This window comes from Aliiroseovarius sp. S2029 (genome assembly GCF_023195575.1).
Taxonomy (GTDB): Bacteria; Pseudomonadota; Alphaproteobacteria; order Rhodobacterales; family Rhodobacteraceae; genus Aliiroseovarius; species Aliiroseovarius zhejiangensis.
The window spans coordinates 697,124-720,287 of record NZ_JALPQE010000001.1 but is presented as its reverse complement, the minus strand read 5'-3'; the positions used below and the strand labels follow the sequence as shown (position 1 = coordinate 720,287).

23 protein-coding genes are annotated in these 23,164 nt (G+C 61.5%); 11 read left to right on the top strand and 12 right to left on the bottom strand.

The annotated features are described in order from the left end of the window. Nucleotides 1-11: 11 nt before the first annotated feature. The 4 genes from MUY21_RS03570 to trpS all read right to left on the bottom strand — a co-directional run bounded on the left by MUY21_RS03570 (nucleotide 12) and on the right by trpS (nucleotide 3,112). The gene (locus tag MUY21_RS03570) at nucleotides 12-653 is read right to left on the bottom strand and encodes a TIGR02453 family protein (RefSeq protein WP_248408997.1); all 642 of its coding nucleotides are present in this window, start codon (nucleotides 651-653) and stop codon (nucleotides 12-14) included. A gap of 51 nt (nucleotides 654-704) precedes the next feature. Continuing rightward, nucleotides 705-1,262 (bottom strand): hemerythrin domain-containing protein, encoded by a 558-nt coding sequence (locus MUY21_RS03565; RefSeq protein WP_248408996.1) that lies wholly within the window; start codon nucleotides 1,260-1,262, stop codon nucleotides 705-707. A 74-nt stretch (nucleotides 1,263-1,336) separates the two neighbouring features. Beyond that, the gene (locus MUY21_RS03560) at nucleotides 1,337-1,972 is read right to left on the bottom strand and encodes a CDGSH iron-sulfur domain-containing protein (protein ID WP_248408995.1); all 636 of its coding nucleotides are present in this window, start codon (nucleotides 1,970-1,972) and stop codon (nucleotides 1,337-1,339) included. Between the two features lie 114 nt (nucleotides 1,973-2,086). After that, on the bottom strand, nucleotides 2,087-3,112 hold the full coding sequence (gene trpS / locus MUY21_RS03555; protein WP_248408994.1) for a tryptophan--tRNA ligase: 1,026 nt from the start codon (nucleotides 3,110-3,112) through the stop codon (nucleotides 2,087-2,089). Nucleotides 3,113-3,211: 99 nt separating this feature from the next. On the opposite strand from trpS, the gene MUY21_RS03550 reads away from it, so the two are divergent. Next, nucleotides 3,212-3,898 (top strand): rhomboid family intramembrane serine protease, encoded by a 687-nt coding sequence (locus MUY21_RS03550; RefSeq protein ID WP_248408993.1) that lies wholly within the window; start codon nucleotides 3,212-3,214, stop codon nucleotides 3,896-3,898. Between the two features lie 5 nt (nucleotides 3,899-3,903). On the opposite strand, the gene murJ is transcribed toward MUY21_RS03550, so the two are convergent. From murJ to MUY21_RS03535, 3 genes are read right to left on the bottom strand one after another with little or no spacing between them, the layout of a single operon-like run. After that, nucleotides 3,904-5,442, bottom strand: coding sequence for a murein biosynthesis integral membrane protein MurJ (murJ, locus tag MUY21_RS03545; protein ID WP_248408992.1), 1,539 nt, complete (start codon nucleotides 5,440-5,442; stop codon nucleotides 3,904-3,906). Continuing rightward, entirely contained in the window at nucleotides 5,442-8,225 is a 2,784-nt protein-coding gene (locus tag MUY21_RS03540) for a [protein-PII] uridylyltransferase (RefSeq protein WP_248408991.1), read from the bottom strand. Before MUY21_RS03540 ends, murJ begins: the two co-directional genes overlap by 1 nt. After that, on the bottom strand, nucleotides 8,212-9,384 hold the full coding sequence (locus tag MUY21_RS03535; protein ID WP_248408990.1) for a penicillin-binding protein activator: 1,173 nt from the start codon (nucleotides 9,382-9,384) through the stop codon (nucleotides 8,212-8,214). Before MUY21_RS03535 ends, MUY21_RS03540 begins: the two co-directional genes overlap by 14 nt. Before the next feature lie 81 nt (nucleotides 9,385-9,465). On the opposite strand from MUY21_RS03535, the gene rsmI reads away from it, so the two are divergent. Genes rsmI through MUY21_RS03515 form a run of 4 tightly spaced genes read left to right on the top strand, consistent with a single transcriptional unit; the run spans nucleotide 9,466 to nucleotide 12,631 of the window. Beyond that, nucleotides 9,466-10,323, top strand: coding sequence for a 16S rRNA (cytidine(1402)-2'-O)-methyltransferase (gene rsmI / locus MUY21_RS03530; protein ID WP_248408989.1), 858 nt, complete (start codon nucleotides 9,466-9,468; stop codon nucleotides 10,321-10,323). Continuing rightward, complete coding sequence (locus MUY21_RS03525; protein ID WP_248408988.1) at nucleotides 10,320-10,673, top strand: YraN family protein; 354 nt, start codon at nucleotides 10,320-10,322, stop codon at nucleotides 10,671-10,673. Before rsmI ends, MUY21_RS03525 begins: the two co-directional genes overlap by 4 nt. Before the next feature lie 60 nt (nucleotides 10,674-10,733). Further along, nucleotides 10,734-11,675 carry a glutathione synthase gene (gshB, locus tag MUY21_RS03520; RefSeq protein ID WP_248408987.1) on the top strand — a complete coding sequence of 314 codons (942 nt, stop codon included), beginning with the start codon at nucleotides 10,734-10,736 and terminating at the stop codon, nucleotides 11,673-11,675. Next, nucleotides 11,672-12,631 (top strand): alpha/beta hydrolase, encoded by a 960-nt coding sequence (locus MUY21_RS03515; RefSeq protein ID WP_248408986.1) that lies wholly within the window; start codon nucleotides 11,672-11,674, stop codon nucleotides 12,629-12,631. Before gshB ends, MUY21_RS03515 begins: the two co-directional genes overlap by 4 nt. Here MUY21_RS03515 and MUY21_RS03510 read toward each other — a convergent pair. The 3 genes from MUY21_RS03510 to cobU form a co-directional block, all read right to left on the bottom strand. Then, the gene (locus MUY21_RS03510; RefSeq protein WP_248408985.1) at nucleotides 12,564-14,084 is read right to left on the bottom strand and encodes a YifB family Mg chelatase-like AAA ATPase; all 1,521 of its coding nucleotides are present in this window, start codon (nucleotides 14,082-14,084) and stop codon (nucleotides 12,564-12,566) included. The genes MUY21_RS03515 and MUY21_RS03510 overlap by 68 nt on opposite strands. Nucleotides 14,085-14,176: 92 nt before the next feature. Continuing rightward, nucleotides 14,177-14,761: a histidine phosphatase family protein gene (locus tag MUY21_RS03505; protein WP_248408984.1), complete on the bottom strand. Its 585-nt coding sequence runs from the start codon at nucleotides 14,759-14,761 to the stop codon at nucleotides 14,177-14,179. After that, nucleotides 14,758-15,300 carry a bifunctional adenosylcobinamide kinase/adenosylcobinamide-phosphate guanylyltransferase gene (cobU, locus tag MUY21_RS03500; RefSeq protein WP_248408983.1) on the bottom strand — a complete coding sequence of 181 codons (543 nt, stop codon included), beginning with the start codon at nucleotides 15,298-15,300 and terminating at the stop codon, nucleotides 14,758-14,760. The genes MUY21_RS03505 and cobU overlap by 4 nt, the downstream gene beginning before the upstream one ends. 82 nt (nucleotides 15,301-15,382) lie before the next feature. Here cobU and MUY21_RS03495 point away from each other — a divergent pair, with 82 nt between their 5' ends. The 6 genes from MUY21_RS03495 to MUY21_RS03470 all read left to right on the top strand — a co-directional run bounded on the left by MUY21_RS03495 (nucleotide 15,383) and on the right by MUY21_RS03470 (nucleotide 21,535). Beyond that, entirely contained in the window at nucleotides 15,383-16,171 is a 789-nt protein-coding gene (locus tag MUY21_RS03495; RefSeq protein ID WP_248408982.1) for a ChaN family lipoprotein, read from the top strand. Nucleotides 16,172-16,246: 75 nt separating this feature from the next. Further along, nucleotides 16,247-17,452, top strand: a complete 1,206-nt coding sequence (gene coaBC / locus MUY21_RS03490; protein ID WP_248408981.1) for a bifunctional phosphopantothenoylcysteine decarboxylase/phosphopantothenate--cysteine ligase CoaBC — start codon at nucleotides 16,247-16,249, stop codon at nucleotides 17,450-17,452. Next, entirely contained in the window at nucleotides 17,452-17,916 is a 465-nt protein-coding gene (gene dut / locus MUY21_RS03485; protein ID WP_248408980.1) for a dUTP diphosphatase, read from the top strand. Before coaBC ends, dut begins: the two co-directional genes overlap by 1 nt. A 12-nt stretch (nucleotides 17,917-17,928) precedes the next feature. Next, on the top strand, nucleotides 17,929-18,960 hold the full coding sequence (locus MUY21_RS03480) for a HesA/MoeB/ThiF family protein (RefSeq protein WP_248408979.1): 1,032 nt from the start codon (nucleotides 17,929-17,931) through the stop codon (nucleotides 18,958-18,960). Beyond that, nucleotides 18,953-19,435 (top strand): GNAT family N-acetyltransferase, encoded by a 483-nt coding sequence (locus tag MUY21_RS03475; protein ID WP_248408978.1) that lies wholly within the window; start codon nucleotides 18,953-18,955, stop codon nucleotides 19,433-19,435. The genes MUY21_RS03480 and MUY21_RS03475 overlap by 8 nt, the downstream gene beginning before the upstream one ends. Before the next feature lie 75 nt (nucleotides 19,436-19,510). Beyond that, entirely contained in the window at nucleotides 19,511-21,535 is a 2,025-nt protein-coding gene (locus MUY21_RS03470) for a M3 family metallopeptidase (protein ID WP_248408977.1), read from the top strand. Between the two features lie 2 nt (nucleotides 21,536-21,537). On the opposite strand, the gene MUY21_RS03465 is transcribed toward MUY21_RS03470, so the two are convergent. Both MUY21_RS03465 and MUY21_RS03460 read right to left on the bottom strand, forming a co-directional pair. Beyond that, complete coding sequence (locus MUY21_RS03465) at nucleotides 21,538-22,452, bottom strand: cation diffusion facilitator family transporter (RefSeq protein WP_248408976.1); 915 nt, start codon at nucleotides 22,450-22,452, stop codon at nucleotides 21,538-21,540. A gap of 50 nt (nucleotides 22,453-22,502) precedes the next feature. Further along, nucleotides 22,503-23,027 carry an SH3 domain-containing protein gene (locus tag MUY21_RS03460; protein ID WP_248408975.1) on the bottom strand — a complete coding sequence of 175 codons (525 nt, stop codon included), beginning with the start codon at nucleotides 23,025-23,027 and terminating at the stop codon, nucleotides 22,503-22,505. Between the last annotated feature and the right edge of the window lie 137 nt (nucleotides 23,028-23,164).

The window sequence follows — 23,164 nt, the reverse complement described above, 5'->3', positions numbered from 1 at the left end:
CTCTAGGCCATTCAGGCGGGAAGATGGTCGATCATCCAGTCTCGGACCGGGTCGAAAACGCGCATTGCGTGGGCTAAATCGGCCCCGGCGTCGCCCCCCAGCGCGTGCTCCAATGGCAGGTCATCCCGCCAGATCGCAATGCTTTTTCGCCGCAGCAAAGTGGCGTTGCGATGGTCCGCCGGATAGGGGGAAGGGACGCGCTTCAGCTCGGGTTCCGACAGGCGCAACCCCGATTGGCGCGCTGTTTCCATCAGGTTGATCAACTGATCGCCCGGCCGCCCCTGCACAGCCTCGCGCCAACGGGTCAGGTGCGGCTTGTCGAAGGTGAACATGCCGTATCCGATGACCAGATCATCCGGTTGCAGGCCAAACATCCAAGCCGCCCCGGTCGCCGCGTCGCCAAAGCCGATATGCACATGCGTATTGTAAGGGGTCTTGTCCTTGGAAAACCTGAGGTCGCGATGGATGCGAAAGATCTTGGCGCTGACATCGGTGCGGTAGCGCGCGGCCAGACGCTGGGCAAGGTCGTCACTGAACGTTTTCGCCGCGGTCTTGATGTGGGTTTCATAAAGCGCCTTGTTGTTGGCGAACCAGTCCCGCGTGTTGTTGGCTTTCAGGTCTTGCAGAAAATCCAGGGTTTCGGTCGTGAACATGTCGGTCCTCCTGATTGAGGTGCCCACGCGCATCGGCGCAGGCACCCCGGATCAACCGCGCATCTTGTGGTGCAGCAGGATCGGCACGACCAGATCCTCTTCATCCGTCAGATGACGTGTCAGAAACCCCTCCAGCACGGTCGTCATTTCGTGCACCCGGTTGGCTTCCTCACGCGCTTGCGGTTCGTCCATCTGGGTCAATGTTACCACACAATTGGATTGGCGCGTGAATCGATCCAGAAGGTTGTCAAGCACGAGGTGATCGGATTCAAGCGTCTGCAATCCAGGATCGAATCTTCCATCTGCGGCTGACAATTCCGGGAAAAAGCGGCGATCTTCCCAATGATGATGCCCATGCAGGTTGCGCACCAGCAGGTTTCCGTAATGCGACAGGCGACGGGCGTGGTCGTCCGGGTCGAACTGTTTCTCAAGATACGCTTCGGTGTTCAGACGGATGAGTTCCGCCAATTGTCCGAACATGACATGTGCGCCCATCCAGTTCTGGATGGAGGCGGCGAAATTCGGGTGATCCGGCCACGCCTCGCGTGGATAGTCCCGAAGCAAAAGGCGCATGTCCTCGGGCAGGGCCTTTTGCCTGATGGTTGGCATTTGTGACATGAAGGGACAGATAAAGTAATGTTATAACAATACAAGCCCCCCCCCCCCTTGCCGATGCGGAACCGTCACTCTGCCGAGTCTTTGAACCCGGCGTCTTTGTGGCTACCGTCACAAAACGGCTTGTTTTTTGACTGGCCACAGCGACACAGATAGGCCATGCCCAGCTTTGCAATGCGTTTGCCCGTGCCGGTGCACAATTCGATATTCCCGGCGACCTTCAAGGGGCCGTCGGGTTGCCGGTCCACATTAACAGCGCCCTCTTGCGCGTCTTTTGACGGTGGGACTTTGGGTGCGGGCTCGCCGGTCGTGACGAAACCTGCATCCACATGGCTGTTGTCACAATAGGGCTTGTTTTTCGACAGCCCGCAACGGCACAGGGCCACGCGGGTCTGCGTTTCGCCTCCCTCAACCGACAGATCACCGGCCATGACCAATGGTCCGTTTTCAAGAACGGCCACTTTGTTGATCTGTGGCGGCTGTTCGTTCCGGCCGTCCTTGCGACGATAGGTCAACGCGCCCGAGGGGCAGGCGCGGACCACGGCGGCGACGTCCTCAACCGTGGCCTGCTCTGGTTGCACCCAGGGGCGCTGGTTGGGGTCAAACACCTTGGGCAGTTGCAGGAAACAGTTTCGCGAATGAATGCATCGCCCAAGATCGAAGCCGACGGTGATGTCCTGACCCGAGTATTCCTTCCGTTTCATGGCGCGCTCCTTCTGGCTGTTGATTGTCAGCCTAGCGCAGAACGCCCGGAACGCCAAAGGGCGCGGATCATGCCGCGCCCTTTGCCGTTCGTAGAGGCAGTGTCTGTGCCCGCCTCAGCCCCGACGGGACCGCAGGAACCCCATGATGTCATAGGTTCGGTCAAGGATCGGCAGCGCAATCGCTTCGGCACGTTCGGCGCCCTGTGCCAATACGCGGTCAATCTCGGCCTTGTCGTTCATCAACCGGGCCATTTCCTGGGAAATCGGACCCAGTTTCGCGACGGCCAGATCGGCCAATGCCGGCTTGAACTTGCCCCAACCAGCGCCTGCAAACTCGGCAATGACCGCTTCGGGCGAAGTTTCGGACAGGCCTGCATAGATATCCACAAGGTTGCGCGCCTCGGGACGACCTTTAAGGCCCTCAAGCGTGTCGGGCAGGGGGTCGGGGTCGGTGCGTGCCTTCTTGAACTTCTTGGCAATGGTGTCGGCATCATCGGTCATGTTGATGCGTTCCATGTCGCTTTCCCCCGATTTGGACATTTTCTTAGACCCATCGCGCAGGTTCATCACCCGCGTTGCTGGCCCTTCGATAATCGGCTCAGGCAGTGGAAAGAAATCCTCGGCACCGAAATCGTGGTTGAACTTGGCGGCGATGTCGCGCGTCAGCTCCACATGCTGCTTTTGATCCTCGCCCACGGGAACGTGGGTGGCGTGATAGAGCAGAATGTCAGCCGCCATCAGCGCCGGATATGCATAAAGACCAAGCGAGACCTTTTCGGCGTTCTTGCCGGCCTTGTCCTTGAACTGGGTCATGCGGTTCATCCAGCCCACACGCGCGACACAGTTGAACAGCCAGGCCAACTCGGCATGGGCGGGCACCTGGCTCTGGTTGAACAACACAGACTTCGACGGATCAATCCCGGCGGCAAGATAGCCTGCCGTGACCTCGCGGGTGGCATCCTTCAGCTCTTTGGGGTCCTGCCAGACGGTGATCGCGTGCAGATCAACGACGCAATAAACTGCCTCGAAATCCTGTCCTTGCATGTCCACAAATCGCTTTATGGCCCCAAGGTAGTTGCCCAATTGCAGCCCGCCCGAAGGCTTGACGCCCGAGAAGACGCGTGGCGTGTGATTGGTCATAGTATCACTCCGTCTGGATTTCTGATCCCTCGTCGCTTACCCATGTGGGCAAAGGCCGTCAAGAAAGGCCCGCACAGAAGTGGCGAAGGAGAGCGCGATATGAGCAGTTACCGCGAAGAAAGCCCCGTAAACCCACTGCCGCCGGTGGTGATCGCGCTGGCGGTGTTTCTGGTGGGGATCGAGCTTGTGTTCGCAGCAGGCAGCCGCGGTTTCATCGGTGGGCCGCAGGCTGCTGGTTGGCGCATTTCGATGATCGAGGAATGGGGGTTCTATGAACCGCTGTTTGCCAAGATGATTGAGACCAGCAGCTTCACCCTGCGCGATCTGGCCCGGTTCTTTACCTATCCTTTCCTGCATCTTAGCTTCACCCATCTTCTGTTCGTGCTCGTGTTTCTGCTGGCGCTGGGCAAGATGGTGGGCGAGGTGTTTTCGCCGCTCGCCTTTCTGGTGGTCTATTTCGGGGCGTCGATTGCGGGGGCTTTGGCCTATTGGGTGCTGTGGGATACGCCGGTGATCCTGTTCGGGGGCTTTCCCGCGGTCTATGGCCTGATCGGGGCATACACGTTCCTGCTATGGACCAATCTGGCCGCAACGGGTGGCAATCAGCTTTCGGCCTTTCGCATCATCGCCTTCCTGATGCTGTTGCAACTGATCTTTGGGTTGCTGTTCGGGGCCGGGTTGAACTGGGTGTCCGAGATTGCGGGCTTTGCCGCGGGCTTCAGTCTGTCGTTTCTGGTCAGCCCCGGCGGCTGGTCGCGGGTGCTGGCTCGGTTGCGTGCGCGTTAGGGGTCTTATCCCCTGCGGAACGTGGCCTTGATCTCGGACAGACGGAAGGCGCCGAACCACTGGCCCAGCAGGCCATAGGCGACGATGCCGCTGACGACCAGAACCACCAGTGCCACAATCTTCAGACCGGGGATGCCGAACATCGGCCCCATGATCACAACCAGAACCCACAACAAGGCACCCATGGCCCAACTGGCAGCGGCCAGCCGCCAGAAGCGGCGCCAGAACCGGGCGTCAAAGCGTGTGTCTTCGCCCATGCGGGCTGCTCCGATCCAGGTCAGCCCGGTGATCGCCCAGCCTGCCACCGTGGTGCCGATGGCGGCGGCGATGAAGCCGATCCAGTAACTCAGCCCGACGGCGACCACAAGGTTGACGATCATCCCGACAATCGCGAAATGGAACGGTGTGCGGGTGTTTTCCCGCGCGAAATAGACCGAGGCGAGCACCTTTTGCAGCACGAAGGCAGGCAGGCCCGCGCCATAGATCGCCGTGGCAAGCGCGGTCGATGCCGTGTCATCCGCCGAGAACGCGCCGCGTTGAAACAGCACTTCGACCAGTTGCGTGGGCACCACCATCAGGGCCACAGCCGCAGGGAAGGTCAGTGCAAGCGACAGCTCGCCCGCGCGGCTCAATGCATTGCGCCCGGCCAGATTGTCGCCTGACCGCAGGTTGCGCGACAGTTCGGGCAAGAGCACGATGCCGATGGCGATGCCGACGACACCCAGCGGCAATTGATACAGACGGTCTGCATAGTAAAGCCATGCCACCGCCCCATCGAAGAAGCTGGCGACCTGACGGCCCACCAGAAGGTTGATCTGCGTCACCCCTCCGGCCAGGGCGGCAGGGGCTGCGATGATGAACAGGCGCTTCAGTTCGGGTGTCATATGCGGCCGGCGCGGCAGCAGGCGATAGCCCGCGCGGCTGGCCGCGACCCAGACCAGCGCCACCTGCGCCATCCCGGCGACCGGAACCGTCCATGCCAGCGCGTCACCGATGTTCATGTCAAGGCTATCGGCCACGAACATGGCCGTAATGAAGATCACGTTCAGAAGCACGGGCGCCGCCGCCGCCGCCATGAAGCGCCCAGTGGCGTTCAGAACGCCCGACAAAAGCGCGGCAATCGAGATGAACAGGATATAGGGAAACGCAATGCGCCCATAGGTAACGGCCATATCGAAGCGGTTGTCTTCGGCAAAGCCCGATGCCATGGCATAGACAAGCGCGGGCATGAATATTTGCGCGATGATGGTGAAGATCACCAGAATGAACGCCAGCCCCGACATCGCGTCACGCGCAAACTCCATCGCGCCTTCGCCGCCTTCGTGCTTCTTGGCGAACATGGGCACGAAAGCCACGTTCAACGTGCCTTCGGCAAAGAAGCGGCGGAACATGTTGGGCAGCGAAAAGGCGATCAGAAAAGCCTCGGCCACTGCAGACGATCCCAGGAAGGCCCCGATCATGATATCCCGCACGAAACCAAGTATGCGGCTGGCCATGGTCCAGCCCCCCACGGTCATGAAGCCACGCGCCAGTCTGGATGCCATTATGCCGTTGCCCTTTCGGCCGTTTGCTCGATCGCCTGCCGCAGTTTGGCTTCGAGTTGCAGTTTCTTGTGTTCGGCCATGATCTTCAGCCCGAACATATCCTTGACATAGAACGAGTCCACCACCTGTTCGCCATAGGTCGCAATCACCGCCGAGGCGATATAGATATTTGCATTTGCCAGTGTCCGGGTCAGGTCATGCAGCAGGCCGGGGCGGTCGCGCGTGTCGACCTCGATGATCGTATAGATTTCAGATCCGTCATTGTCGAAGGTGATGTGGGTGGGCACCTTGAACACCCGCTCGCGCTTTTTCAGCTTCTCGCTATTGGCGTTGGCTTCGGTCGCAATCACCTCGCCTTTCAAGAGCCGATGGAGCATCTTTTCGATGCGTTCCTTGCGCGCCACATCGAACGGGTGCCCGTCGGCATCCTGCACCCAGAAACACGCCGTCGCATACCCGTCTTTCGAGGTATAGGTCCGCGCATCCACGATATTGGCCCGCACCGCCGTCAGCGCACCCGCGATCCGCGAAAAGATGCCGGGGTGATCGGCCAGCGCGAAATAGACGCGCGTCACGTCGCGTTCTTCATCCTCATAGATGTCGATGCGCACCTCGTCATCCTTGATGTCGCGCAGAAGATTGGCGAAAACCTTGTGCGCGGTGACATGCAGCCCTTGCCAATAGCTGTCATAGTGGCGGGCGGTTTCGGCGCGCAGGTCTTTCGCACTCCAGTCTGACAGCTCCTGCCGCAGGGCGCGCTTCGCCTCGGCACCACGGGTGGCGCGATTCAAGTCCTCCATCCCGTCTTCCAGCGCGCGTTGTGTCTGGTTGTAAAGTGTGCGGATCAGCGTGGCCTTCCAGTTGTTCCAGGTGTTCGGCCCGACACCGCGAATGTCGCAAACCGTCAGCACCGTCAGAAGCTCCAGCCGCCGCATCGTTTTTACCGCCTTGGCGAAATCACGGACGGTGCGCGGATCGGCGATATCGCGTTTCTGCGCCATGTCCGACATCAGAAGGTGATAGCGGACCAGCCATTCCACGGTCGCGCTGTCCTTGGCATTCAAGCCCAGCCGGGGGGCAACCCTGCGGGCGATCTGCGCCCCGAGGATGGAATGGTCCTGCGGCTGGCCCTTGCCGATGTCGTGCAACAGCATGGCCACCATCAGAACCTTACGATTGATCCCCCGCTTCAGGATCTCGGTCGATATCGGCAACTCGTCGTCCAGTTCGCGCCGTTCGATCTGGGCGAAATTCGAAATCACCTGAATCGTGTGCTCGTCCACCGTATAGGAATGATACATATTGAACTGCATCATCGCCTTGATCGGTTCAAATTCGGGGATGAAAGCGGCCAGCACGCCCACTTCGTTCATCCGGCGCAACGCACGCTCCGGATTGCCGTGTTTGAGCAAAAGATCAAGGAAGATCCGGTTGGCTTCCTTGTTGTTGCGCATATCGTCGTCGATCAGGTCCAGATTGGCCGATACCAGGCGCATCACGTCGGGGTGGATCAGCATGCCCGTGCGCAAACCCTCTTCGAACAGGCGCAGCAGGTTCAGCTTGTCGGACAGGAAATCGGTTTCGCTGACCACGTCCAGACGGCCGTGTTTCTCGCGGTATCCCGGTTTCAGCCGCTTGCGGCGCTTGAACAGGCGCAGCAGGGCCGGGGCTTCTTTCAACTGTTCGGCCTCAAGCGCACTCAGCACGATGCGGGTCAGATCACCGACCTGGGTGGCATGGCGGAAATAGGCCTGCATGAAATGTTCGACCCCGCGCCGCGCTTCGGTGTCCTTGAACCCAAGCCGGTCGGCCACTTCGACCTGAAGGTCGAAGGTCAACTGATCCGCCGGACGATTGGTGACGAGGTGCAACTGACAGCGAACTGCCCACAGGAATTCCTCGGCGTCACGAAAGGTGTCGAACTCGTCTTCGGTGAACACTCCTTTTGACACAAGGTCCTGGGGTTCTCTGACACGGTGCTGATACTTGGCGACCCAGAACAGCGTTTGCAGATCGCGCAGTCCGCCCTTGCCCTCCTTGACATTGGGTTCGACCATGAACCGCTGATCACCCTGCTTTTCGTGCCGCGTGTCGCGTTCGGTCAGCTTGGCTTCGATGAACTCCGCCAGCGTGTGCTTGAACAGTTTGTTCCACAGCTCGTCATCCAGTTGCCGGGCCAGGTCGGCATCGCCGCAGACGTGACGCTGTTCCAGAAGGGCGGTGCGTATCGTGAAATCCTCTTCACCCAGTCGCAGGCAATCGTTGATCGTGCGCGAGGCGTGGCCCACCTTCAGCCGCAAGTCCCACAGCATGTAAAGCATGCTTTCAATGACGCTTTCCGCCCAGGGCGTGATTTTGTACGGCGTCAGGAACAGCAGGTCGACATCGGATTGGGGCGCCATTTCGCCCCGGCCATAGCCCCCCACGGCAAGCAGCGCGATCCGTTCGGATGCGGTGGGATTTGCCAAGGGGTGCAACTGCTCGACCGCCACCCGATAGATCAGCGTGACGATACCATCCGTCAGATAGGCATAGGACGCAATCGCGGGATAGGCCGTGCGCGGGTGTTCGGTCAAGGCGTTTGCGATGGCTTCGCGCCCGGTTTTCATGGCGCTTCTCAACCGGGTCACGGTTGCGGCGCGTACGGCCGCCGCGTCCGGGGCGTCGTCGAACTCTGGTTGCAGGTCTGCCCACAACGCATCGCCATCAATGATGTCTTGCGGAGGGCAAATCAGATCGGGGACCGGGGCGAAGGCGTCCCGGTCCGGCTCAGAACCCGGCACCGCCGAAACTTCTGGGCGCAGGGTCGATCACGACGACCTGATTGTTCTGAATTTGCGCGACGGCCAGACCGCGTTCGTTGGTGCCGTTGGGGCGCAGGCGGAAGATGCCGTTGACGCCCACGAACCCTTGCGACTGGGTCAGCGCGGTCGAGGTCAGGGCGTTTGCGCGACCAGATTTCGCAAGCGCGCCAATCGCGGCAATGCCATCATAGGCAAGCCCCGCAATCGGGTGGGGCGAGGCTCCATAGCGCGCCTGATAGCGGCTGGCGAAACGGCTGGACAATCCGGGATCGGGCATGGCAAACCAGCCGCCCTGAACGCCGGGCAGGGCCAGCGCGTTTGACGGGATGTCCCAGCGTTGCAGGCCGATGAACTGGGTGGTGGCAGGGCTGACGCCGTTTTCAGGCAGAAGACCGGCCAGGAAGGGCAGCGCGCCCGAGGTGCCCGACGTGAAGAACACCGACTGCGCGCCCGAGCTTTTGACCTTGGAACTGATCGTTGGCATCGCGTTGATAATGCCGTTCTGCGACAGCTCGAACGATGCGGTTCCGGCCAGTGTCGCACTGGAGTTCGAGATCGCCGCCTGAATGGCCTGGCTTCCCTGAACCTCGGCCTGATCGTTGCCGTGCAGGATCATGATGCGCCCCTTGCGATTGCGCGCGGCGTAACGCACCAGTCGGTTTGCAACGTTTTCGAACGTGTTGCCCAGCACGAAGACATTGCCGCCCGCAATACCGGTGTTGTTCGAGAAGCTCAGCACGTTGACATTGCGCCGCGCCACCGCAACGCCTGCCGCGTTTGCGCTTTGTGCGAAGACCGGGCCAAGGATGATCTTGGCGCCGTCATTCACCGCCTTGGTGGCCATTGCGGCCGCTTGATTCGGGCTGCCGCCGGTATTGTAGACGCGCAGTTCGATCTCGACCCCCGACAGCTCTGCCATCGCCATACGGGCTGCATTTTCAAGCGAAACAGCAAGGTTCGCATCATTCGCCGACCCCGACCCGCCGGGCACCAGAAGCGCCACAGGGACAGGTTTTCCGGGGTTGATGTTCTGTCCGACCTGGGGGCCCTGAACGCCACAGGCGGCAAGCGCGGTGAGTCCCAAAATGGCAAACAGCAGACCGATCGCCTTGCGGGTGCGGACGAAAACAGAGAACATACGATAATCCTTTCCCAGACACGGCACCGAACGGCCGATGCAGACGGACATATCATAGACGCAACAATCGGCAGGTCCAGTGTGAAACCCCAAAACACCCAGCTTGATCCGGGCCTCTATCTTGTGGCGACGCCGATCGGAAATGCACGCGACATCACGCTCAGGGCGCTGGATGTTCTGGCTTCGGCGGATGTGATTGCCGCCGAAGACACGCGAACCACGCGCAAGTTGATGGATATTCACGGCATCGCCCTGAACGGACGGAAGATGATCCCCTATCACGATCATTCGGGAGACGCCGCGCGGGCAGGCATCGGCAAGCTGATCGCAGCGGGCAAATCGGTTGCCTATGCCAGCGAAGCCGGCAGCCCCCTGATCGCCGATCCGGGTTTTGCGCTGGCGCGCGATCTGGCCGAAAACGGCCAGCATGTGACCGCGCTGCCCGGTGCGTCCGCGACCCTGGCCGCGCTCAGCTTGTCGGGCCTGCCCACCGACAGGTTCCTGTTTGCCGGCTTCCCACCGGCTGCCAAAGGCGCGCGGGCAACATGGCTTTCCGAATTGCTTCCGCTGCCAGCAACGCTTGTGTTTTTTGAAAGCGCCAAACGTGTTCAGAAATTGTTAGCTGAATTGTGTTCCTCTGGGGCAGATAACCGTCAGGCCGCGATCTGTCGCGAACTGACCAAGAAATTCGAAGAGGTAAAACGCGGAACTGTTTCGGACCTTGCGCAGCAGTTGGCGGACACACCGATCAAGGGCGAAGTGGTTTTTGTGCTGGATCGTCCGGGCGATGTTCAGGACGCGGGCGCGATGGAGGATATGTTGATCAAGGCCATGCAGGATATGTCGATGAAAGACGCGGTCAATGCGGTGTCGCAGGCGCTGGGCCTGCCGCGACGCAAGGTTTATCAGGCCGCACTTGAGCTTGGGACGAAAAGATGAGCGGGCTGGTTTCCTATCTGTCAGGACAGGCTGCCGAAGATATTGTGGCGCGCGACTATGACTGCCGGGGCCAACATGTCGAAGCGCGCCGCTGGCGTGGCACCTATGGCGAGGTTGATCTGATCGCGCGCGATGGCGACACAGTGGTGTTTGTCGAGGTCAAGAAATCTCGTGATTTCATGCGCGCAGCCCAGCGGATCACCCGGGCGCAGTTGGAGCGCATCCATGCCACCGCCTGCGAATATCTTGAACGCGAGCCGAAAGGGCAGATGACGCCTTGTCGCTTTGACGTGGCTCTGGTGAACGCGCAGGGTGCCACCGATATCATCGAGAACGCTTTGGCATATTGAAGCCCATTGCGCATTCCGCCCGGCTGTCCCATGTAGGGGAAACCAAAGCAGGAGTGTGTCATGTCGCTGAAAGTCGCCATCCAGATGGATCCCATCGACCACATCAACATTGATGCGGACAGCACCTTTCGGATCGCGGAAGAGGCACAGGCGCGCGGACATTCGCTGTTCTACTACACCCCGGATCATCTGAGCTATCGGGAAGGCACGGTCTCTGCGCAGGGCTGGCCCCTGACCGTACGGCGCGAGGCGGGCAATCATTTTTCGCTGGGTGATCGCACCATTGTCGATCTCAGGGATTTTGATGTTGTCTGGCTGCGGCAGGATCCGCCTTTCGACATGGGGTATATCACCACGACACATATCCTGGACATGATCCATCCGGCCACGATGGTTGTGAACGATCCGTTCTGGGTGCGCAATTATCCCGAAAAACTCTTGGTGCTGGAATTTCCGGACCTGACGCCCCCCACAATGATCGCGCGCGATTTCGCCACGCTGAAATCCTTCAAGGATGCGCATGGCGACATCATTCTGAAACCGCTTTATGGCAACGGAGGGGCCGGTGTGTTCCGGCTGGACGTGAACGACCGCAACCTTGCCTCGTTGCACGAGCTGTTTGCGGGCATCAACCGCGAGCCGCTGATCGCGCAGAAGTTCCTGCCCGACGTGTCAAATGGCGACAAACGCATCATTCTGGTCGACGGCGAGCCGGTCGGCGCGATCAATCGGGTGCCCGCTGCGGGCGAGACCCGATCCAACATGCATGTGGGCGGTCGCCCTGAACAGGTCGGCCTGACGGCACGTGACCGCGAAATCTGCAACGCCATCGGGCCGCTTCTGCGTGAAAAGGGCCAAGTATTCGTCGGAATCGACGTGATTGGCGATTATCTGACCGAGATCAACGTGACCTCGCCCACTGGTATTCAGGAGTTGGAGAGGTTCGACGGCGTGAACGTCGCCGAAAAGATCTGGCAGGCGATCGAGGCGCGTCGCATGTGAGCTGGCAACTTGCAACGGCCCGGTTTTGCGGGCGCTTGATTGTCAAATCCCGGCTGCGCCATATTCACGACATACCGCGCGCCCGGCGCGAGTTCGAACATGCAAGCGACTGGATCCTTCGTGCGCCCCCATTGGCGTGGTATCGGGACGCGACGCTTGCGAATACCCTCGGTGTCCTTTGGGTCGAGACCCGTCCCGCCACGCGGCCAACCCCTTCCGACCGGGTGATCCTGTATCTGCATGGCGGCGGGTTTGTCGCGGGATCGCCCCGCACCCATCGCAAAATGTTGGCACGTCTGTCATGGCTGACCGGGATACGGGTGTGCGCGCCGGATTATCGCAAGGCGCCCGAATATCCGTTCCCGGCAGGTCTGGATGATTGCGTGGCAGCCTACGCGGCTTTGCTGGACACAGGTTATGACCCGCGAAACATCATCATCGGAGGCGACAGTGCCGGTGGCGGGCTGGTTTTTTCCGTTCTGGCCCGGATTGAAGAGCAACTGCCTGCACCACGCGCTGTCTTTGCGTTTTCACCGGTGGTTGACTTGCGTTTCACCTCGCCATCTTTCCGGGACAATCTGTCCAGAGACCCGGTCCTACCTTCCGAGCGACGCGACCTCATCGTTAAACATTATTTGAGAGGACAAGCGGCCGAGGATGAAGGCGCCTCGCCCATTCTGCATAGCTTCCGGTCACCTCCGCCTGCATTCCTCCAGTTCTCGACGACCGAGATCCTGCGCGACGAAAGCCTGCGTATGGCCGAGCGTCTGCGCGCGGCGGGTGGTCAGGTCGTTCTTGATGAATGGCCCGACGCGCCGCATGTTTGGGTGATCCTGGATGGCTGTGTGCCCGAAGCCCGCCAGGCGTTGCGGCGCGTGGCCGAGTTCATCACCCAACAGTTTCGCGGTGGGACACAAGACGAAAGCTCAGCGCCTCGGCCACATGCTTGCGGGTGACCTGCGGTTCTTCGGCCAGATCTGCAATGGTGCGCGCAACTCGCAACACGCGGTGATACCCACGCGCGGACAATCCGAACCGTTCGGACGCTTTCAGCAGTGTCTCGCGCCCGTCCTGATCCGGGCTGGCATGTTCGGTCAGGGTCTTTCCTTCGATATCCGCATTCGTGGTGACATCGCTGAGCCCGGCGTAACGGTCAGCCTGAATGGCGCGGGCCTGAGTCACACGCTGGGCTACGTTGACGGAGGGCTCGCCATTGGCGGGCAGATCCAGATCCTGGAAGGTGACCGGCGGCACCTCGACCCGCATGTCAAACCGATCCAATAGCGGGCCAGAGATACGTTGCATGTAATCCTCGCCACACAGGGGCGCACGGTTGCAGGCCCGGCCGGGATCGGTCAGGTGCCCGCATTTGCACGGGTTGGCCGCAGCGATCAGCAGAAACCGGCTGGGATAGCGCACATGCGCATTCGCCCGCGCCACAGTCACATCGCCGGTTTCCAGCGGTTGACGCAGGGTTTCAAGCACCTGTCGGCTGAACTCGGGAAATTCATCCATGAACAGAACACCGTTATGGGCCAAGCTGATCTCGCCCGGTTTTGCACCGCGCCCTCCACCCACGATCGCCGCCATCGAGGCCGTGTGATGCGGGGCGCGGAAGGGGCGTGACTGCGAAATACCACCCCCGTCCAACAGGCCAGAGACGGAATGGATCATCGAGGTTTCAAGCGCCTCGGCAGGGGACATGGATGGCAAAATGCCGGGCAACCGGGCCGCCAACATGGATTTGCCGGATCCGGGTGGCCCGACCAGTAACAGGTGATGGCGCCCGGCTGCCGCAATTTCCAGGGCGCGTTTGGCGCGTTCCTGTCCTTTGACATCGCGCAGGTCTTTGGTGGTCGTTTCGGATGTGACCTTGCCGGGTTCGGCCACGTTCAGCGGGGTCTGCCCGGTGAAATGCTGCAAGACCGCAGCAAGCGAAGGGGCGGCGTGCACCTTGGTGGCTCCGATCCATGCCGCTTCGGCCCCGCAATCCCGGGGGCAAAACATCGACATTTCCTTTTCGGCAGCGGCGAGTGCCGCGGGCAAGGCGCCGGTCACAGGCAGCAATGTGCCGTCCAGCGCCAATTCACCCAACGCAACCACGTCCGCAATGTCTTCATGTGCAAGAATCCCGGCTTCAGCCAGCAGGGCCATGGCAATCGGCAGGTCGAAATGCGAGCCTTCCTTGGGGATGTCGGCGGGCGACAGGTTGATGACGATCTTGCGCGGCGGCAAGGCAACGGACATGGAGGACAGCGCCGCGCGCACGCGTTCACGTGCCTCGGACACCGCCTTGTCGGGCAGACCGACGATCGAGAAACCCGGCAATCCGGGTGACAGGGCGCATTGCACCTCGACCAGCCGGGCGCGAATGCCTTCGAATGCGACCGTGTTTATCCGCGCAACCATCACCGATCCTGTTTTGTGTCCCTGAAAGCCTAGCCGGTCGTGGTTACTGAATGGTTAACCAAAGCCGGCAAACCGAGCGTCGCCGTCGGTTGTCAGGGCCGGTGATTGATTGAATGGACGGACCAGAGCCGCCCATCCCAATCCAGCCGCGTCACTGACAGGTTGTCGATCTTATGTCCCAGCGCCGCATAGGGCGTCATGTTTCCCGCCCGTGCGATCTGGGTCAGGATCACCCCGAAATGCGCCACGGCAATCACATGGCGATGACCGTCGGATGTCACCCGGTCAACTGTCGCAGAAACCCGCGTCGCAAGCTGGTGCCAGCTTTCTCCATTCGGGGCTTGGTGTGGGCCGGGATCTTCCCAGAAGGCACGCGACAGGTCCGGGTCTCGGGTGGCAACCTCGTTCCAGTGCAGCCCGTCCCAATCGCCAAAGTTGAACTCGCGCAGGTCACGCTGGTGGGGCAGGCGCAGGCGCCTGTTTGCCAAAGCATCTGCCGTTGCCACAGCGCGCGACAGGTCCGACGATACGAGGGCCGCAGGTTCCGGAAGCGCATCGGACAGGCGCGACAGCGCAGCGGTGTCCGACAAGTCTGCGGGCAGGTCGCGCCAGCCCACCATGCTTTTTGCGTGGGTCGGTCCATGCCGCACCCACCACCAACTGACCGGCGTGTTCATGGGGCGTCGTCCGGCAGTTGGCCTTTCAGGGTCATTGGCAGGCCTGCCATCACCGTCACAACCAGATCGGCCCGCTGGGCAAGGCGTTGGTTCAATTCGCCCTGGGCTTGGCGAAACTGACGGGCAAGTGCATTGTCCGGCACGATGCCTGCACCAACCTCGTTTGATACGATGACGACCGGCGCGGTGCAGTTGGACAGCGCGGCGATCAAACCGGTCTCGGCATCTGGCAGAAATGCGCCAGAAAGCAGATGGTTGGACAGCCACATGGTGGCGCAGTCGAACAGGATGACCTCGGCGCTGTCAGCGGTGGTCAGGGCTGGGGTGGCGTCGAGCGGGGCCTCGACCGTGCGCCAGCCCGCACCGCGTCGCGCCTGATGGCGCGCGATCTTGGCGGACATCTCGCCATCATGGGCCTGCGCGGTGGCAACATAAAGCATCGGACGCCCGGTCGCTGCGGCCAGCCGTTCCGCATAGTCCGATTTGCCGGAAGCCGCACCGCCCAGAACGAGCGTCAGAGGAGGAAGCGAAAGCACCATGGCATTTGCCTAGCACTGCGACACAGGGTCCGCCAAGCCGAAAGCACTTGAGGCACCGGGTCGCCGGACATAGCCTTGGGGCATGAGACTTGTCGCTGCCCTTGTCACGCTAGTGATCCCGTCCATCGCGCATGCCCTTGAACGCGGCCCCAGTGCCGATGATCTGGCAGGGCTTGCGACGGCGGATGTGGTGGTGATCGGGGAAACCCACGACAATCCCGCCCATCATGCGGTCCAGGCACAGATCGTCGCGGCCTTGCAGCCCAAAGCCCTTGTGCTTGAGATGCTGACACCTGATCAGGTGACCGACATGACCCGGGACATGGCGGGTTTTGGCTCCGCGTGGGAAAAGGCCGGCTGGCCCGATTTCGAGATGTATCTGCCGATCTTCACCGCCTCGGATGCCGCGATCTTTGGGGCTGCCGTGTCGCGTGAGGTGGCCCGGGCGAGTTACACTGACGGCGTGGCGGCACATTTTGACGGGGATTCGGCGCTGTTTGGGTTGGACCAACCTCTGCCCGGGGATCAGCACGACCAACGGATCGAGCTTCAGTTCTTCGCCCATTGCGAGGCGATTCCACGCGTCGCACTGGGCGGCATGATCGAGGTGCAGCGCCTGCGCGATGCCACGCTGGCCAAGGCGGCGCTGGATGCGCTCGACTCCACAGGAAAGCCGGTGATCATCATCACCGGCAATGGACATGCCCGCAAGGATTGGGGGGTCCCGGCCATGCTGGGGCAGGCGCGCCCGGCACTTGTGGTCAAAAGCATCGGCCAGGCCGAGGACGGGCAGGTTCCCGAAGGCGGATATGACCTTGTCTATGATGCCCCCGCCGTAGATCGTCCCGACCCGTGCGACACTTTCAAGTGACCGTGTATCGTCCTGCCCATTGATCCATCCGCGTTGGTCCCGTAACTGTTTGAAGAACCAAAACCGGGGGCGTCCATGCTGGCTGGCAAACATATTCTTCTGATCATCGGCGGCGGCATCGCGGCCTTCAAGGCGCTGGATCTGATCCGTCGTCTGCGCGAACGTGGGGCCGAGGTGACGCCCGTTCTGACCCGTGCAGGGCAGGAATTTGTCACGCCCCTGTCGGCGTCCGGTCTGGCGGCGCAGAAGGTATACACCGACCTCTTTGATCTGACGGACGAGGCCGAGATGGGCCATATCGAACTCAGCCGCGCCGCCGATCTGGTGGTCGTGGCCCCGGCGACCGCCGATCTTCTGGGCAAGATGGCGGGCGGGCTGGCCAATGATCTGGCCTCGACCCTTTTGATGGCGACGGACAAGCGCGTTCTGGTGGCCCCCGCGATGAATGTGCGGATGTGGGAGCATCCGGCAAACCAGCGCAACGTCGCCACGCTGAAAGAGGATGGTGTGCTTTTTGTCGGGCCGACCGACGGGGCCATGGCGTGTGGAGAGTTTGGCCCCGGCCGGATGTCAGAACCGCTGGACATCGTGGCCGCTGTTGAAGCTGCCCTGATGGACGGCCCGTTGAAGGGCAAGCACGTGCTTGTCACATCCGGCCCCACCCATGAACCGATTGATCCGGTGCGCTATATCGCCAACCGTTCGTCAGGCGCACAGGGCACAGCTCTGGCGCGCGCGTTGTCGGCCCTTGGGGCGAATGTGACGTTTGTCACCGGTCCTGCTGACGTGCCGCCCCCCGGCGGGGTGACGGTGGTCAGGGTGCAGACGGCGCAACAGATGCTGGACGCCGTTCAGGCCGCATTGCCCGCAGATGCTGCGGTGTTTGCCGCCGCGGTGGCGGATTGGCGGGTGGCATCCGCATCGGACAAGAAAATCAAGAAAGATCAGAAGGGCAGTTTGCCGGTGTTGGAGTTCGCCGAAAACCCCGACATCCTGGCCACCGTGAGCCAGATGGAGAAAGGTCGCCCCGCCCTTGTTGTCGGCTTCGCCGCCGAAACCCATGACGTGGTCGACCACGCCACCTCCAAACGGGACCGCAAGGGCTGTGACTGGATCGTCGCCAATGATGTCAGCCCGGAAACCGGCATTATGGGAGGGTCAGAAAACGCGGTGACGTTGATAACAGACCAAGGTGCTGACGACTGGCCGCGTATGGGAAAGGATGACGTGGCACGACAACTCGCTGCCCGAATTGCCGACGAGATCGGGGGTGACACCTAATGCCGACCATCAACGTCTTGCGGGAACCCGACGCCGACCCGGCCGTTTCCCTGCCCTGCTATGAAACCTCTGGCTCGGCCGGGGCAGACCTGCGCGCGAACTTGCCGGATGCGGATCGCAAAGCCGGCTGGACGCTTGCCCCGATGGAGCGGCGCATCGTGCCAACGGGCCTACGCGTTGAAATTCCCGACGGGTTTGAAATGCAGATACGCCCGCGTTCGGGGCTGGCCGCGAAGCACGGCATCACGCTGGCGAATGCGCCCGGCACCATCGACAGTGACTATCGCGGCCCGCTTGGGGTGATCCTGATCAATCTTGGGGATGCGCCATTCGTCATTGGTCACGGAGATCGCATTGCGCAGGCGGTGATTGCCCCGGTGGTGCAGGCGAACTATGCCCTGGCCGACAACCTGTCCGACACGACGCGCGGCGCGGGCGGGTTTGGTTCGACCGGGCGTGGATAATCGGGGGCAAAGGTGATCTGGGTTCTGATCTGGGCGGCAGTGATCTGGGTGGGCGGCAGTTTTGGCGGCTTGTCCGTTGCGCGCCGCTGGCAGTTGACCGCGCTTCTGGCGCTTGTGGTTCTGATCAGCCATCTTGTTCTGCCGGAAGGCGCGGGCATACGTCAGGCGCTGGGCGGCAACTTCACCTCGTGGGCTGTGCTGTTTGCCGTGATTGCGCTGGGCGCGCTTTACGGGCGCGGGCTGGCGTGGATGAAAGCCCGCGCGCCAAGCGTGCCTGTGGCAAAAACGCAAGACGGCCCGTTCACGGATACCGAACTGAACCGATACGCCCGCCACATAGTGCTGCGCGAAATCGGAGGGCCGGGGCAGGTGGCCCTGAAAAACGCGCGTGTCCTTGTGGTGGGGGCAGGTGGGCTTGGCTCGCCCGTGCTTTTGTATCTGGCGGCGGCAGGTGTGGGCACCATCGGCGTGATCGACGACGATGTGGTCGACAATTCCAACCTGCAACGGCAAGTCATCCACCGGGATGCCGATATCGGCGTGCCCAAGGTCTTTTCCGCCGAAGCCGCAATGAAGGCACAGAACCCCGCGATCAACGTGCGGCCATACCAACGTCGTCTGACGGATGAGATCGCAGAGGACCTGATGCGCGATTACGACCTCGTTCTGGAAGGCACGGACAATTTCGAAACCCGTTATCTGGTCAACCGGGTGGCGGCAAAACTTGGCATCCCGATGATTGGCGGGGCGCTCAGCCAGTGGGAAGGTCAGGTTTCCACTTTCGACCCGGCCCATGGTGCGCCTTGTTATCAATGCATTTTTGCCAAGGCCCCGGCACCGGGGCTTGCCCCCAACTGCGCCGAGGCGGGCGTGGTCGGGCCCTTGCCCGGCATCATCGGTGCGATCATGGCGACCGAAGCGATCAAAGAGATCACCGGCGCGGGCGAGGGCTTGCGCGGGCGAATGCTGATCTATGACGCGATGTATGCCGAAACGCGGGTCATTCGCACCGCCAAACGCGACGGGTGCCCCTGCTGTGGCTGATCTGGAACTTGCTCCGCTTGGCGTAGGTGACGCGCCGGGCCTGTTCGCGTTCGAGCGCAAGAACCGTGACTGGTTCGAAACACAGGTCGGGCCAAGGCCGGATATCTATTGGAAGCTCGACACCCTGACCGACCTGATCCGCGAGCAGGTGAAGGCAGGCGAGATGATGTTTCTGCTGAAAATCGGCGGTCGGATTGTCGGCCGGGTGAATGTGACGGCTTTGGAAAATGGGGTCGCGCAACTGGGCTATCGCATCGGGCGGGCTCATTGCGGGCAGGGCATCGCCACGCGCGCCGTTGCCCTGATCTGCCAAGAGGCCTGCGACCGGGGTATCTGGGCGCTTGAGGCGCGTGTGCTGCGCGACAATATCGCGTCGAAACGGGTGTTGGAAAAGGTGGGGTTCATCCGCACCGGCACTTCGCAGATCGGTGATTTGGACTGCGACACCTTCCGTCGCGATCTTGATCAGGACTGAACAGGCGAAAGGCTGCCGGGACGGGTGGTAATCCTGCATCGTGAAGCATAGCTTCCCTGCAAAGGAGACTTGCCGATGACCAATCCGCTTCTGGCCCGCTGGGACACCCCGTTCAACCTGCCGCCCTTCGATGACATCCAGGATGCGGATTTTGAACCTGCCTTCGATGCCGCGCTGGATCAGACACGCGCCGCGATCGCCGCGATCACCGACGCCAAAGCCGCCCCAACCTTCGCCAACACGATCGAGGCGTTGGAGCTGTCCGATGCCGCGCTGGATCGGGTTTTGGGCGTGTTCTACAACGTCGCTGGTGCCGACAGCACGCCCGCGCGGGAAGCGTTGCAGCGCAAGTTTTCCCCTCGATTGGCCGCGTTTTCGTCCGAAGTGATGATGAACGAGACCCTGTTCGCGCGCGTCGAGGCATTGTGGCAAGCCCGCGACACGTTGGATCTGACGGATGAACAAGCCCGTGTGCTGATGCTGACGCGCCGCCGTTTCGTGCGTTCGGGGGCCAGGCTGCAAGGCAGTGATCGCGACCGGCTGAAAGACGTGCAAGAGCAGCTGGCAAGTCTTGGGACCAAGTTCACCCAGAACCTGCTGTCCGATGAACGGTCCTGGTTCCTGCCGCTGGACGAGGATGATCTGCAAGGCCTGCCTGATTTCGTCATCAACGCCGCCCGTGCGGCCGGTGCCGACAAAGGATGCGATGGCCCTGCGATCACACTATCGCGGTCTGTCATCACGCCATTCTTGCAGCATTCGCCTCGGCGCGATCTGCGCAGGGCGGCTTACATGGCCTATACCGCGCGTGGGGCGAATGGCGGCGACACCGACAACCGTGCGATTGCCACCGAAACGCTGGCTCTGCGCGAGGAACGCGCGCGGCTTCTGGGTTATGACAGTTTCGCGCAATTCAAGCTGGAAACCGAGATGGCCGGCCATCCTGACCGGGTGCGCGACCTGCTGATGCAGGTCTGGGAACCGGCCCGCAAAGCCGCCGAAGCAGATGCCGCCAAAATGACAGAAATGCTGCATGCCGACGGTCACAACGGCGATCTGGAGCCATGGGATTGGCACTATTACGCGGAACGGCGGCGCGAGGCTGAACATGATCTGGACGAGGCCGAAATCAAGCCCTTCCTGCAACTCGACCGGATGATCGACGCCGCGTTTGACACCGCTCACCGCTTGTTCGGGTTGAACTTTGCCGCGCTTGACGTGCCGCTTTATCATCCCGACGCCCGCGCGTGGGAGGTCACGCGGAACGGAAAACACTTGGCGGTGTTCATCGGTGATTACTTTGCGCGTGGATCGAAACGATCGGGTGCATGGTGTTCGGCGATCCGCAGCCAGCAAAAACTGGCGGGTGATATTCGGCCAGTGGTCGTGAATGTCTGCAACTTCGCCAAACCCGAACCGGGCCAGTCCGCGCTTTTGTCCTGGGATGACGCCCGCACGTTGTTTCACGAATTTGGGCATGCGCTGCACCAGATGCTGTCGGACGTGACCTATCCGTCGATCTCGGGCACATCGGTGGCGCGCGATTTCGTGGAACTGCCCAGCCAGCTTTACGAACACTGGTTGGAAGTGCCCGAGGTGCTGGGCAAGTTTGCCACGCACGCCAAGACCGGCGAACCGATGCCGAAGGCGTTGTTGCAGCGCCTGTTGGCAGCTTCGACCCATGACATGGGGTTTCAGACCGTCGAGTTTCTGTCCTCGGCGCTGGTGGATCTTGATTTCCACGATGGTCCCGCGCCAGACGACGCGATGGCGGCGCAAGCGGCGACGCTGGAGCGGATCGGGATGCCGCCCGCCATCAACATGCGTCACGCCACACCCCATTTTGCGCATGTCTTTGCGGGCGACGGCTATTCGTCCGGCTACTACAGCTACATGTGGTCCGAAGTGATGGATGCCGATGCGTTCGAGGCGTTCAAGGAAACCGGCGATGCGTTTGACCCCGCAATGGCCAGAAAGCTTGAGGACCACATCCTGTCGAAAGGCGGATCGGTCGACGCCGAAGACCTTTATACCGCGTTCCGCGGGCGGCTGCCCGGTGTCGATGCATTGCTGAAAGGGCGGGGTCTGGCCACCGCCTGAGGTTAAGCGTCCCGGCGTGAAGGGTCGTCGGGGTGCGGTGTTACCCCGACCGGGTCCTTGTGGATCATCACATCCGTGTCGGGATAGGCATGCAGGATCGCCCGGCGCAGGCTGGCGCCGATCGCATGGGCGTCATTTAGGCTTTGCGTGCCGTCCAGCTCGATATGCATGTTCACGAAGGTGATCGAACCCGATCGCCGGGTCTTGAGGTCGTGAAAGCCGTGCACGCCGGGGTGGGTGCGGGCGATCTCCTCGACCCCGGCCACAAGGTCCGGGTCTGCGGCATGGTCCATCAACCCGTCCCACGCGGTCTTGAAAATGCGCAGCGCCCCGATAACCAGCATGATCGCAGCCCCGATGGCGACGACGCTGTCAATCACCTCCATCCCGAACAGCGCGGCTGCCCAAAGCGACAGGATCGCGCCGATGTTCGGGATCAGGTCGCCCAGGTAATGCAGGCTGTCGGCCTTGACGACCGCCGACCCGGTGCGCGCCGCCACTCGCCTTTGCCACAGGACCAACGCGGCGGTCAGGACAATCGAGATGACCATGACGGCAATGCCGCGCTGATGGGCCATGATCGGTGCAGGTTCACCCGACAGCATCCGGGCGATGGCCGCCCATGTGATCACCCCGGCCGAAGCCATGATGAACAGGCTCTGCCCCAGGGCGGCCAGATCCTCGGCCGCGGAATGCCCGAAGGCGTGGTCATCATCGGCGGGCCGCGCGGCATACCAGATCGCGGCCAGTGCTCCCAGGGATACCATCAGATCCATTGCGCTGTCGGCCAGCGACGCGGCCACCGACAGTGACTGCGTCTGTCCCAAGGCCCACAGCTTCAGCGCCACCAGGGTCACTGCCACCAGGGCCGAGGCGATTCCAGCGGAAAGGTTCAGTCTGATGCGCTCGTCCGTCATGTTCCCGGCTTACCCAGCGGTCATGTTGGGCGCAAGGGTGGTCGGGCCGGTCAGTCGATCACTTCGTTGGGGCGGACACCCCAGAGGTTCGATTTCAGCGTCCAGCCGCGGATGCCGTCAGCCTTGACCCGGCACCAGTCAAGGCCGCAACTTTCAAGCCGCGCGATGACGCCGGCCTCAAGATAGGCGTCGATCTGGCTTTCTGTATCGGCGCGGTTGTAAAGCGGGCTGAGGTCGAAATCGACAATTGCTGTGCGCACCCCCGACAAAAGCGAATAATGCACCCATCCGCCAACGCCGTCACGGTCACGCACCTGTCGCCAATGCCCGAACTCTCCGATGATTTCCAACGGCATACCGGGGTGTTTGAACACCCAGTCGATGCGATGGCGCAGGGACGGACCGCGCCGCACGTTCCCTTCCGAGGTTTTCAGCGAAACAAAGCGGGGAATCGGCAGATTGGTGACAGAGCCGCGTTTTTGCGACGCCTGTTCGGCCTGTGCCGTGGGAAGGTGCGTAAAAAGCACTGCAATAATGGCGATCGCCACCACTGCCAGCCTGCTGGAACACCGCATTTCCGCCCTCATTTCCTGTGTCACACCGACGCCCGCGCAATTTTCTTTCGTTTGCGTTCCGGCGGTGCTTGTACCTTGCCTCGTTCCTTGTCACTTTGTCATTGAGACGCGCAAAAGAAAAGCCAAAGGGAGGGCAG